The organism is Mycolicibacterium moriokaense, assembly GCF_010726085.1.
In the GTDB taxonomy this organism is placed as follows: Bacteria; Actinomycetota; Actinomycetes; order Mycobacteriales; family Mycobacteriaceae; genus Mycobacterium; species Mycobacterium moriokaense.
Map to the genome: position 1 here is coordinate 1,708,190 of NZ_AP022560.1, position 12,537 is coordinate 1,720,726.

General features: G+C 66.7%; 10 protein-coding genes and 1 tRNA gene. 6 read left to right on the plus strand and 5 right to left on the minus strand.

Features of this window, described 5'->3' with window-relative positions; translation table 11 throughout:
* Positions 1-37: 37 nt before the first annotated feature.
* The 5 genes from G6N43_RS08385 to G6N43_RS08405 all read right to left on the minus strand — a co-directional run bounded on the left by G6N43_RS08385 (position 38) and on the right by G6N43_RS08405 (position 3,833).
* Positions 38-694: an LpqN/LpqT family lipoprotein gene (locus tag G6N43_RS08385; protein ID WP_083148959.1), complete on the minus strand. Its 657-nt coding sequence runs from the start codon at positions 692-694 to the stop codon at positions 38-40.
* Entirely contained in the window at positions 691-1,035 is a 345-nt protein-coding gene (arsC, locus tag G6N43_RS08390) for an arsenate reductase (glutaredoxin) (protein WP_234809971.1), read from the minus strand. Before arsC ends, G6N43_RS08385 begins: the two co-directional genes overlap by 4 nt.
* Entirely contained in the window at positions 1,035-2,015 is a 981-nt protein-coding gene (locus G6N43_RS08395; protein ID WP_083148957.1) for a ribose-phosphate diphosphokinase, read from the minus strand. Before G6N43_RS08395 ends, arsC begins: the two co-directional genes overlap by 1 nt.
* 74 nt (positions 2,016-2,089) lie before the next feature.
* Positions 2,090-3,559, minus strand: coding sequence for a bifunctional UDP-N-acetylglucosamine diphosphorylase/glucosamine-1-phosphate N-acetyltransferase GlmU (gene glmU, locus G6N43_RS08400; protein ID WP_083148956.1), 1,470 nt, complete (start codon positions 3,557-3,559; stop codon positions 2,090-2,092).
* 202 nt (positions 3,560-3,761) lie between these two features.
* A tRNA-Gln gene (locus tag G6N43_RS08405) sits at positions 3,762-3,833 on the minus strand.
* A 104-nt stretch (positions 3,834-3,937) separates the two neighbouring features.
* Here G6N43_RS08405 and G6N43_RS08410 point away from each other — a divergent pair.
* The 6 genes from G6N43_RS08410 to eno all read left to right on the plus strand — a co-directional run bounded on the left by G6N43_RS08410 (position 3,938) and on the right by eno (position 12,535).
* Complete coding sequence (locus tag G6N43_RS08410; protein ID WP_083148955.1) at positions 3,938-4,543, plus strand: TetR/AcrR family transcriptional regulator; 606 nt, start codon at positions 3,938-3,940, stop codon at positions 4,541-4,543.
* A gap of 87 nt (positions 4,544-4,630) precedes the next feature.
* Positions 4,631-8,266, plus strand: coding sequence for a transcription-repair coupling factor (mfd, locus tag G6N43_RS08415; RefSeq protein ID WP_083148954.1), 3,636 nt, complete (start codon positions 4,631-4,633; stop codon positions 8,264-8,266).
* 201 nt (positions 8,267-8,467) lie between these two features.
* Positions 8,468-9,094 carry a hypothetical protein gene (locus tag G6N43_RS08420; protein WP_234809970.1) on the plus strand — a complete coding sequence of 209 codons (627 nt, stop codon included), beginning with the start codon at positions 8,468-8,470 and terminating at the stop codon, positions 9,092-9,094.
* 160 nt (positions 9,095-9,254) lie between these two features.
* Complete coding sequence (locus G6N43_RS08425) at positions 9,255-10,346, plus strand: nucleoside triphosphate pyrophosphohydrolase (protein WP_083148952.1); 1,092 nt, start codon at positions 9,255-9,257, stop codon at positions 10,344-10,346.
* A gap of 105 nt (positions 10,347-10,451) precedes the next feature.
* A complete protein-coding gene (locus tag G6N43_RS08430; protein ID WP_083148951.1) occupies positions 10,452-11,180 on the plus strand; it encodes a lytic transglycosylase domain-containing protein in 729 nt (242 codons plus the stop codon).
* Between the two features lie 65 nt (positions 11,181-11,245).
* On the plus strand, positions 11,246-12,535 hold the full coding sequence (gene eno, locus G6N43_RS08435; RefSeq protein WP_083148950.1) for a phosphopyruvate hydratase: 1,290 nt from the start codon (positions 11,246-11,248) through the stop codon (positions 12,533-12,535).
* Positions 12,536-12,537 lie beyond the last annotated feature (2 nt).

Here is a 12,537-nt window from a genome sequence, read left to right on the forward strand (position 1 = left end):
CGTGCTTTCGCTGCTGGAATTCCATTTCGCGACAACGTTATTTCGGCACCGCGACGTTGAAGCCCTTGATGATCGCCTCGATATCGGGCGCATCCTCGACGGCCTTGTCCGCGTAGCCCGTCACCGTGAACTGGATGAGGTAGCGCTGGTTGGCCGGCGGTCCTCCCGTCGCGATGACGATGCGGTTGTAGGTGTGCATGCGGGTGCCGTTGAGGTCGTAGCTGCCCTCGATCATCGCCGACGGGAAACCCTTGAAGTTGTCCATCGACGCATTGAGGCGCTTGAAGTTATCCGACATCTCTGCGTCGACGTAGCCGTGCTTGATGGCCTCGTTGACGTCGAAGTCGCCGTTGAGCTTGAACACGATCACCATGGCCGTCGGATATGTGGTGCCCTTGGCGATCACCCGGGTTCCCGGTGACAGGTTGGAGTTGAAGAAGGGCTTCCAGCCCGGCGGCGTCGGGAACGTCACCGTCAGATCGGTGAGCTTGTCCGCAGGAATGGGTTCCCCGGCCACACCCTTCTGCTCCAGGTAGGTCGCGATCGGCACTGCCGGTTCATCGCTGGCCGAAGTGGTGGTGGTCGTCGTCGAGGACGTCGACCAGATCGATTGATAGTCAGGCGCTTCCGGCGCGCAGCCCGATACCGCGAGGACCGCGAGCGCGGCCGCCACCACGCTGTGGCGAACTCTCACAGAATCTCTCGTACCGCGTCGATCGGCCGGGCCAGCCGAGTGCCCTTCGCGGTCACGACGAATGGGCGCTCGATGAGGATGGGATGTTCGGCCATCGCGTCGAGCAGCTCGTCGTCACTGGCATCGGCCAGGCCCAACTCCTTGTACAGCGCTTCCTTCTTGCGTACGGCCGTGCGTACGTCGATGCCCGCGTCCTTGATCATCTTCACGAGCTCGGCGCGCGTCGGCGGCGTCTTGAGGTACTGCACGACCGTCGGCTCGATGCCGTTGTCCCGCAACAGCTCCAGCGTCTTGCGCGAGGTGGAGCATTTGGGGTTGTGGAATATGGTCGCGCCGGCCACTACGCGGATCCGTCGAAAAGGCTTGTGACAGAACCGTTGTCGAACACCGCGCGAATGGTGTTCGCCAGCAGCGGTGCGATCGAGAGCACAGTCAACTGCGGGAACCGCTTCTCCTCGTCGATCGGCAGCGTGTTGGTGACGATGACCTCACGCGCCCCGCATTCCGCGAGCCGCTGCGGCGCCGGATCCGACAGCACACCGTGCGTGGCGGCGATGATGACGTCGCGGGCACCGTCTTCGCGCAGCAGATTCACCGCACCCGCGATCGTGCCGCCGGTGTCGATCATGTCGTCGGTCAGGACGCAGGTCTTGCCCTTCACATCGCCGACGACGCGGTTCGACTTGACCTGGTTGGGCACCAGCGGGTCGCGGGTCTTGTGGATGAAGGCCAGCGGAACACCGCCGAGCGCGTCGGCCCACTTCTCGGCGACGCGCACGCGGCCTGAGTCGGGAGAGACCACAACCATGTCGTGGTCGGCGTAGTTGTCGGCGATGTAGCCGGTCAGCAGCTTCTGCGCCCGCATGTGGTCCACAGGGCCGTCGAAGAAGCCCTGGATCTGGTCGGTGTGCAGATCGACGCTGACGATCCGGTTCGCGCCCGCGGCCTTGAGCAGGTCGGCGACCAGGCGGGCCGAGATCGGCTCGCGGCCGCGGTGCTTCTTGTCCTGACGGGCGTAGGGATAGAACGGCAGGATCGCGGTGATCCGCTTGGCGCTGCCGCGCTTGAGCGCGTCGATCATCAGCAGCTGTTCCATCAGCCACTGGTTCAGCGGCGCCGGATGGGACTGCAGCACGAACGCGTCGCAGCCGCGCACGGACTCGTCGAACCGGACGAAGATCTCGCCGTTGGCGAAGTCGCGAGCCGTCTGCGCGGTGACGTGGACGTCGAGCTCTTTGGCGACCTGTTCAGCGAGTTCGGGGTGCGCACGACCCGAGAACAACATCAGATTTTTACGGTTGTCGGTCCACTCGGTGCCCACGGTGCCCTCATTGCTCGGGATCGATATCGGCTCAATCGTACGGGTTGCCAGTTCACCAACACCTGGCAACCGGCTCACGGCTTTTCGGGGTCCTGTTCACCGTTGTTTTCGACGGAGGCTGCGGCCGCGGCGGCCGCAGCCGCGGATCCGGGACGTTTGCGCGCCACCCAGCCCTCGATGTTGCGCTGCGGGCCGGCCGACACCGCCAGCGCGCCGGGCGGCACGTCCTCTCGCACGACGGTGCCCGCGCCGGTGTAGGCGCCGTCGCCGACGGTCACCGGCGCGACGAACATCGTGTCGGACCCGGTGCGCACATGGGAGCCGATCGTGGTGCGGCTCTTGTTCTCGCCGTCGTAGTTGACGAACACGCTGGACGCACCGATATTGCTGTGCTCGCCGATGTCCGCGTCGCCGACGTAGGTCAGGTGCGGCACCTTGGTGCCCGTCCCGATCGTGGAGTTCTTGGTCTCGACGAAGGCGCCGAGCTTGCCCTCGGCGCCCAGCACGGTGCCGGGCCGCAGGTACGCGAAGGGGCCTACGGCGGCGCCGTTGCCGATCGTGGATTGGCTGCCGTGGGTGCGGACGACCATCGCCTCGTCGCCGACGGTGACGTCGGTCAGCGTGGTGTCGGGGCCGATCTGGGCGTGGCTGCCGATGCGGGTGGCGCCCAGAAGCTGGGTGCCGGGATAGATGACGGTGTCGCGGCCGATGGTCACGTCGACGTCGATCCAGGTTGTCGCCGGGTCGGTGATCGTCACCCCGGCGCGCTGGTGTGCGGCGACGATGCGGCGGTTGAGCTCGGTGCCGAGTTCGGCCAGCTGCACCCGGTCGTTGACGCCTGCGACCAGCATGGCGTCGTCGACGTGTTTGGCGCGCACCACGTGGCCGTCGGACCGGACGATGGCGATGACGTCGGTCAGGTACTGCTCCTGCTGGGCGTTGTCCGAGCGCAGCCGGCTCAGCGCCGACCGCAGCGCGGTGATGTCGAACGCGTACACCCCGGCGTTGACCTCGGTGATGGCCAGCTGCTGCGGACTGGCATCGGCCTGTTCGACGATGCCGATGACCTCGCGGTCCTGGGTGCGCAGGATGCGGCCGTAGCCCGTCGGATCTTGGAGCGTCGTCGTGAGGACCGTCGCGGCGGCGGACTCGCCGCTGTGCGTGGTGATCAGATCGGCGAGGGTGTCGGCGTCCAGCAGCGGGACGTCGCCCGAGGTGACGACGACCGTGCCGGTGAATTCCGCGGGCAGCGCCGTCAGCCCGCATGCGACGGCGTGGCCGGTGCCCAACTGCTGGTCCTGAACCGCGACGTCGATGCTCCGGCCCAGGTCAGCGGCCAGTTCGTCGATCGCAGGCACCACCTGGTCGCGGTCCTTGCCGACCACCACGACCAGGTGCTGCGGGGCCGCCTTGGCGACCGCGTGCAGGGCGTGCGACAGCATGCTGCGGCCGGCGAGGGGATGCAGCACCTTCGGGGTGTCGGAGCGCATGCGCGTGCCGGCACCGGCGGCCAAGACCACGACCGCGGAATCAGGATCGGTCATTGCGAGTCCATTCTCCTAGGCGCGACTGCGAATCCCTCGACATTTGACGGCGGCTTTCGTCGTCGGATTCACGTCGGCCTGTGCATAACTAGGCACATTAGCCGTCGAATTGTCAGGCCTCGTTCGCGGCATTCTGCCCATGACCGAGCTGCAGACACAATTACGCTGGCCGTTCATCGGTCGGTCGTCGTGCGAAAAGGAGCTCCGTCGCCAGGACTCGAACCTGAACTATCTGAACCAAAATCAGAGGTGCTGCCGATTACACCACGACGGATCGATCAACCCGCGATGTTAGTCGAAGGGCCTACCCTGAAACCCGTGGCAGTGCCCTCGAAGTCCGATAGCCCGGAAAGTGGTGTGCGTACGCCCCGCGCCAGGATGACCGGCGCGGAGCGGCGACACCAGCTGATCGACATCGCCCGGTCGTTGTTCGCCGAGCGTGGCTACGAAGGCACCTCGATCGAGGAGATCGCGCAGCGCGCCAACGTCTCCAAGCCGGTCGTCTACGAGCATTTCGGCGGCAAAGAGGGGCTGTACGCGGTCGTGGTCGACCGCGAGATGTCGGCGCTGCTGGACCGCATCACGTCGTCGCTGACCAGGATGACCAACAACCGGTCCCGGCTGCGCATCGAGCGGGTGGCGCTCGCGCTGCTGACCTACGTCGATGAACGCACCGACGGGTTCCGCATCCTCATCCGCGACTCGCCTGCGGCGATCACGTCGGGCAGCACCTACTCGACCCTGCTCAACGAGGCCGTCAACCAGGTGTCCTCGATCCTCGCCGGGGACTTCTCGCGCCGCGGCCTGGACCCCGAAATGGCACCGCTGTACGCGCAGGCGCTGGTCGGCTCGGTCTCGATGACGGCGCAGTGGTGGCTCGATGTGCGGGAACCCAAGAAAGAGGTCGTCGCCGCGCATCTGGTCAACCTGTGCTGGAACGGGCTGATGCATCTGGAGCACGACCCGCCGCTGCTCGACGAATAACCGGCGATTTCGGCGTGCTGGGTACCGCTCAGCGTGACCGAGCACGCCGAAATCGCAGAATCAGCGCGCGCATAGGATGGGCGCATCATGACCTTATCGGGGATCAACCGTGCCCAGACCCCGATCGCCGGGCTCGTCGACCTGGCGCTACGGGACCCCTCCCTCCAGGAGGTCACCGCCCGCGCCGCTGACAGGCCGGTCGATCTCAGCCTCGTCGGACCGGCCAGCGCCCGGGTGTTCGTCGCCAGCGCGCTCGCCGCGACGGGCCCGCTGCTCGTCGTCACCGCGACCGGACGCGAAGCCGACGACCTGACCGCCGAACTGCGCGGTGTCTTCGGCGACGCCGTCGCTCTGTTCCCCTCCTGGGAGACGCTCCCGCACGAGCGACTGTCGCCCGGCGTCGACACCGTCGGCGCGCGCCTGATGCTGCTGCGCCGGCTGGCCCACCCCGACGACGAACGTCTCGGCCCACCGCTGCGCGTCGTCGTGACGACCACCAGGTCGCTATTGCAGCCGATGGCTCCCGACCTCGCCGACATCGAGCCCGTGACGCTGACCGTCGGCGCCGAGGCCGACTTCGACGCCGTCATCGCCCGGCTCGTCGACCTCGCCTACACCCGCGTCGACATGGTCGGCAAGCGCGGCGAGTTCGCGGTGCGCGGCGGCATCCTCGACGTCTTCCCCCCGACCGCCGAGCATCCGATGCGCATCGAGTTCTGGGGCGACGAGGTCTCCGAGATGCGGATGTTCGCCGTCGCCGATCAGCGCTCGATCCCGGAAATCGAGGTCGACACACTCATCGCCGTCCCGTGCCGGGAGGTGCTGCTGACCGACGACGTCCGCGACCGCGCCGCCAAGTTGGCGGCCGAACATCCGGTGGGGGACAACACCATTGCCGGCAGCGTGCCCGACATGCTCGCCAAGCTGTCGGAGGGCATTCCCGTCGACGGCATGGAGGCGCTGCTGCCGCTGTTGCGTCCCACCGACCTGTCGACGCTGACCGCGCATCTTCCCGAGAACACCCCCGTGCTGATCTGCGACCCGGAGAAGGTCCGCACCCGCGCGGCCGACCTGATCAAGACGGGCCGCGAGTTCCTCGAGGCGTCGTGGTCGACGGCGGCGGTGGGCGGCGACGTGCCGATCGACCTCGAGGCGATGGGCGCCTCGGGGTTCATCGAGCTCGACGACGCCCGTGCCGCGGCGCGCGAGGGCGGCCATCCGTGGTGGACGCTGAGCCAGCTGTCCGACGAGGACGCGCTGGCGATCGACATCCGCCCGGCGCCGTCGGCGCGGGGTCAGCAGTCCAACATCGACGAAATCTTCGCGATGCTGCGCGCCCACGTTGCGACGGGCGGATACGCGGCCGTCGTCACCCCTGGCACGGGCACCGCGCACCGCGTCATCGAGCAACTTGCTGAATCCGACACTCCCGCAGCCCTTTTGGAGTCGGGTGACGTTCCCAAGGAGGGCGTCGTCGGGGTGCTGAAGGGTCCGCTGCACGACGGTGTCGTGGTGTCGGGGACGAATCTGGTCATCATCACCGAGACGGATCTGACCGGTAACCGGGTCGCAGCCGCCGAGGGCAAGCGGCTAGCGGCTAAGCGCCGCAACGTGGTTGACCCGTTGGCGCTGACGGCGGGCGACCTGGTGGTGCACGATCAACACGGCATCGGCCGCTTCGTCGAGATGACCGAACGGGTCGTCGGCGGAGCGCGTCGCGAATACCTGGTGCTCGAATACGCATCGAGCAAGCGCGGCGGCGGCACCGACAAGCTCTATGTGCCGATGGACTCGCTTGATCAGCTGTCCCGCTACGTCGGCGGGGAAGCGCCGACGCTGAGCCGGCTGGGCGGCAGCGACTGGGCGAACACCAAGACCAAGGCGCGCAGGGCGGTTCGTGAGATCGCCGCCGAGCTGGTCTCGTTGTACGCCAAGCGTCAGGCCTCCCCGGGGCACGCGTTTGCGCCCGACACCCCGTGGCAGGCCGAGATGGAGGACGCGTTCGGGTTCACCGAGACCGTCGACCAGCTCACGGCCATCACCGAGGTCAAGAGCGATATGGAAAAGCCGGTCCCGATGGACCGGGTGATCTGCGGCGACGTCGGCTACGGCAAGACGGAGATCGCGGTGCGGGCGGCATTCAAGGCGGTGCAGGACGGTAAGCAGGTCGCGGTGCTGGTGCCGACGACGCTGCTCGCCGATCAGCACCTGCAGACGTTCACCGAGCGGATGGCCGGATTCCCGGTGACGGTAAAGGGGTTGTCCCGCTTCACCGATCCCGCCGAATCGCGGGCGGTTCTCGAAGGCATGAAGGACGGCTCGGTCGACATCGTGATCGGCACGCACCGGCTGCTGCAGACCGGCGTGACGTGGAAAGACCTCGGCTTGGTGGTCGTCGACGAGGAACAGCGTTTCGGTGTCGAGCACAAGGAGCACATCAAGTCGATGCGCACCCACGTCGACGTGCTGACCATGAGTGCCACCCCGATTCCGCGCACGCTCGAGATGAGCCTCGCCGGCATCCGTGAGATGTCGACGATCCTCACCCCGCCCGAGGAGCGCTACCCGGTGCTGACGTACGTCGGACCGCATGACGACAAGCAGGTAGCGGCGGCGCTGCGGCGCGAGATGCTGCGCGACGGGCAGGCCTTCTACATCCACAACCGCGTACGGTCGATCGACCAGGCCGCCGCCAAGGTGAGGGCCCTGGTGCCGGAGGCCCGCGTCGCCGTCGCGCACGGCCAGATGCCCGAGGAACAACTGGAACGCACGGTCGAGGGTTTCTGGAACCGTGAATTCGACATCCTGGTGTGCACCACGATCGTCGAGACGGGTCTGGACATCTCCAACGCCAACACGTTGATCGTCGAGCGGGCAGACACTTTCGGGCTGTCGCAGCTGCATCAGCTGCGCGGCAGGGTGGGACGCAGCCGGGAGCGGGGCTACGCGTATTTCCTTTATCCGCCCGAGGTTCCGCTGACGGAGACGGCCTATGACCGGCTGGCGACGATCGCGCAGAACAACGAACTCGGCGCAGGCATGGCAGTTGCGTTGAAAGACCTCGAGATTCGCGGCGCGGGCAACGTGCTCGGCGCCGAGCAGTCCGGCCACGTCGCCGGCGTCGGCTTTGATCTCTACGTGCGACTGGTCGGCGAGGCCGTGGAGGCCTATCGGGCCGCCGCAGACGGGAAAACCGTTGCGGCACCTGAAGAACCGAAGGATGTGCGGATCGATCTGCCGGTCGACGCACATCTGCCGCCGGACTACATCGGCAGCGACCGGCTGCGGTTGGAGGCCTATCGGCGGCTGGCGGCGGCGGGTGACGACACCGCGGTGGCTGCCGTCGTCGACGAACTCGTCGACCGCTATGGCCCGCTGCCCGAACCTGCGCGTCGTTTGGTGGCGGTGGCGCGGCTGCGGCTGTTGTGCCGTCACTACGGTGTCACCGAGCTGAGCACGGTCTCGGAGGCGACGCTGAAGGTTTCGCCGTTGCAGCTGCTGGATTCGCAGCAGGTGCGACTAAAGCGGTTGTATCCGAGCGCGACGTACCGTGCGACGACGTCGACGGTGCAGGTGCCGATTCCGCGCGCAGGCGACGGCCTTGCTGCGCCGCGCATCCGTGATCTTGAACTGGTGCAGATGGTCGCGGACCTCCTGGTGGCGCTCGACGGGAAACCGCAGGGCAGTGTCGACCTAATTTCGATTCCTGAATCTCCTGCCTGACCTGGCGTTTTTAGGCTGACCGGGCGGCTTGAATCGGTCGGCACTGTTAACGCATCGACACGGCGATCCGACATACATAGCGGGGGATCAAGGTATTGCGTTGTCGTCCAAACCGGGGGCGGCGAGATCGCTGGTCATAGGCGGTCGCGCAATTTCCTAAACCGAAATCACGCGATTGCACCGAAACCGTTGGTGTATGTCGTGGTGACGCAAGGCGAAGGAGTAATTATGCAGTTCAAGAAATTGGCAGTGACAACGACGATGACCGGTGCACTCGGGCTCGGCGCGCTCGGCCTGGGGGCGGGTTTCGCCCACGCAGTGCCAGAGCCGCCTCCCGTTCCCGTTCCGTCCGTTCCGGATGTGAATGTGCCGGATATCAACGTTCCGAGTGTGAACGTGCCTGATGTGAATGTTCCGAGTGTGAATGTGCCGGACGTGAATGTTCCGAGTGTGAACGTGCCTGATGTGAATGTTCCGAGTGTGAATGTGCCTGATGTGAATGTTCCGAGTGTGAATGTGCCTGATGTGAATGTTCCGAGTGTGAATGTGCCGGACGTCAACGTGCCCGGCGTCAACGTTCCCGATGCGAACGTGCCGGAGGTGCAGTTCCCTGAGGTGGACGCCCACTTCAACCTGCCGAACGGGCACATCGCACCGGGTCAGCTGAAGCACACGCCGGTGATCAACGGCGTCCCGAATCCGTTCTTCGGAATCCCGCCTGGCCAGTTGAAGAAGCTGCCGTCGGTTAACGGGATCGTCAACCCGTTCTTCGATCAGGCGCCGGGTCACTGGGTGATCCCGGATGCTTCGATCGAGCTGGAGTCCTGAGCCACGACATAGGACACGATGGCCGCCTTGCCTTCCCGGCAGGGCGGCCATCGCCGGATAGGGCAGCGTTGCCGGTTCTGCCAGCCGAGTCAGGGTCTGACAAGGTGTTGGTATAACCGAGGCAGCGATTTCGACGAAGCGCGTGAGGGGGTGTGGCCCGATGACTGTCGTCCTGGTCGACCCCCGGCGCCCGACCTTGATCCCGATCGACGCGATCGAGCTCCTTTCCGGCGACCTCCAATACACCGAGGAGATGCCGATCAAGGTGCCGTGGTCACTGCCCCGCGCGCGGCCGGCCTACGACGGCGACGACGCGCCCGTGCTGCTGTCCTCCGATCCGGAGCACCCCGCGGTCAGGGCGCGCCTGGCCTCCGGGGACCGGCTGATCGAGGCGTCGCGAGGCGCGGCGGGTGAGCGTTTGGTGGACGCCGTGGCCATGATGGACAAGCTGCGCACGTCAGGCCCATGGGAAAGCCAGCAGACACACGACTCGCTGCGCCGGTATCTATTGGAGGAGACCTACGAGGTCTTCGACGCGGTCCGCAGCGGCAACGCCGACGAGTTGCGTGAGGAACTTGGAGATGTGTTGCTGCAGGTGCTTTTTCACGCACGTATCGCCGAAGATGCTCCCGAGCATCCGTTCTCTATCGACGATGTTGCCGATTCGCTCATCCGCAAGCTCGTCAACCGGGTCCCCGCGGTGCTCGCCGGCGAAGAGATCTCGCTGGAAGATCAACTCGCACAATGGGAAGAGCGCAAGGCCCAGGAAAGGTCGAGCAAGGGCGTCCGATCGGCGATGGACGATGTGCCGACCGGACAGCCCGCCTTGGCGTTGGCGCAGAAGGTGATTGAGCGCGCGACGGCAGCAGGGCTGCCCGCCGACCTGATACCCGCGTCGATCACGTCGGTCAGCGTGGCTCCCCACGTCGACTCCGAGAACGCGCTGCGCTCGGCGGTGCTGGAGTTCATGGACGCCGTCCGGAGCACGGAGCTCGCCATCGCCGCGGCCCGACGCGGGACCGATGTGCCGGAGGAGCTCGATGTGTCGTCGCTCGGGGAGATCTCGGCCGACGAGTGGCGGGCGCACTGGCCTGCCGAATCCGACACGGTGGTCGACACACCGGCTGCCGACACGCCGGACGAGGATGGTCCGGAGCCCGGCACGGACGCAGGCGCTGAGGACGGCGGTGACTCAGGACCTGGGGATGGGGATGAACCGCACGATGAAGGGGTGGTCGCCGAATCACGATGATCCCAGGTGACCGGGAATCGGCGTAGGAGGCGTCGGCACGTCGGCCCACAGTGTCCTGGATGCATGGGACGATGGCTGTGACCGAGGTTGGTTCGAGGGAGTTTGGTGTCGCGCGTGCGTTGGCTGCGGGCGGTCGCGGTGGTGGGAGCGACGGCGCTGCTCATGGCTTCTAGCTGTTCATGGCGGGTGGGCACCCCGATTCCGGAGGGGGTGCCACCTCCTGCTGGCGACCCCGTGCCCAAAATCGACACCCACGCCGCGGGTCGTCCCGCCGATCAGCTGCACGAATGGGCGGCTGAACGCGCCCCCGCGCTGGGCATTCCCGTCAACGCCCTGGAGGCCTACGCGTACGCGGCCCGGGTCGCCGAGGTGGAGAACCCCGACTGTCACCTGGAATGGACCACTCTGGCGGGCATCGGCGCGGTGGAGAGCCACCACGGTACGTATCGGGGCGCACAGATCGCCGAGAACGGCGACGTCACGCCGCCGATCCGCGGGGTTCGGCTGGACGGCACCAACGGCAACCTCGAGATCATCGACAACACCGACGAGATGGACGGCGACCCGACCCACGCCAGGGCGATGGGCCCGATGCAGTTCATCCCGGAGACCTGGCGGTTGTACGGCGTCGACGCCAACAACGACGGCGTCATCAGCCCGGACAACTTCGACGACGCGGCGCTGTCGGCCGCGGGGTATCTGTGCTGGCGAGGCAAGGACCTGTCCACCCCGCAGGGCTGGATGGAGGCGCTGCGGGCGTACAACCTGTCCGACCAGTACGCGCGTACCGTGCGCGACTGGGCGACCGCCTACGCCGACGGACACCCCCTCTAAACACGCCGCACCTCAGCCCAACCTTTAGGCTCAACCTCGTCCCACCCACGACCAAGGAGAAGCCAGTGCCCATCATCGAGCAGGTCGGAGCCCGCGAGATCCTCGACTCCCGCGGCAACCCGACGGTCGAGGTCGAGGTGGCCCTGCTGGACGGCACCTTCGCCAGGGCCGCGGTGCCCTCGGGTGCGTCCACCGGGGAACACGAGGCGGTCGAGCTGCGCGACGGCGGCCCCCGCTACGGCGGCAAGGGCGTCGAGAAGGCCGTGGAGGCCGTGCTCGACGAGATCGCGCCCGCCGTCATCGGGCTGAGCGCCGACGACCAGCGGCTGGTCGACCAGGCGCTGCTGGACCTCGACGGCACCCCGGACAAGTCCCGGCTCGGGGCCAACGCCATCCTCGGCGTGTCGCTGGCGGTCGCGAAGGCCGCTGCCGAGTCCGCGGCGCTGCCGCTGTTCCGCTACATCGGCGGACCCAACGCCCATATCCTTCCGGTGCCGATGATGAACATCCTCAACGGCGGCGCACACGCCGACACCGGCGTCGACGTCCAGGAGTTCATGGTCGCCCCGATCGGCGCCCCCAGCTTCAAGGAGGCGCTGCGCTGGGGCGCCGAGGTGTACCACTCGCTGAAGTCGGTGCTCAAGAAGCAAGGTCTGGCCACCGGCCTCGGAGACGAGGGTGGCTTCGCGCCGGACGTCGCAGGCACCAAAGCCGCACTCGATCTGATCCTCTCGGCGATCGAAGCGGCGGGGTACAAGCCCGGATCCGACGTTGCGCTGGCGCTCGACGTCGCGGCCACCGAATTCTTCACGGAGGGAACGGGTTACAAGTTCGAGAAAGAGACCCGTACCGATACGCAGATGATCGAGTTCTACGCGGGGCTGATGGATTCGTATCCGCTGGTCTCGATCGAAGATCCGCTGTCCGAGGATGACTGGGAGGGCTGGGTGGCCCTGACCGCGGCCATCGGTGACCGCGTCCAGCTCGTCGGCGACGATCTGTTCGTCACCAACCCCGAGCGTCTGGAGGACGGCATCGAACGTGGCGCGGCCAACGCACTTCTGGTGAAGGTCAACCAGATCGGCACGCTCACCGAGACGCTCGACGCCGTTGCGCTGGCCCATAACAGTGGCTATCGCACGATGATGAGCCACCGCAGCGGTGAGACCGAAGACACCACGATCGCCGACCTCGCGGTCGCGGTGGGCAGCGGTCAGATCAAGACGGGCGCCCCCGCCCGCAGTGAGCGTGTCGCGAAGTACAACCAGCTGCTGCGCATCGAAGAAACCCTCGGCGACGCCGCCCGGTATGCCGGTGACCTTGCGTTCCCACGTTATTCGGTGGAGACCAAATAGCC

Bases quoted from the DNA above. Each gene is read 5' to 3' on its own strand.
- G6N43_RS08410 (WP_083148955.1), top strand. From the start codon at position 3,938: ATGACCGGCGCGGAGCGGCGACACCAGCTGATCGACATCGCCCGGTCG.
- G6N43_RS08425 (WP_083148952.1), top strand. From the start codon at position 9,255: ATGACTGTCGTCCTGGTCGACCCCCGGCGCCCGACCTTGATCCCGATC.
- glmU (WP_083148956.1), bottom strand. From the start codon at position 3,559: ATGACCGATCCTGATTCCGCGGTCGTGGTCTTGGCCGCCGGTGCCGGC.
- mfd (WP_083148954.1), top strand. From the start codon at position 4,631: ATGACCTTATCGGGGATCAACCGTGCCCAGACCCCGATCGCCGGGCTC.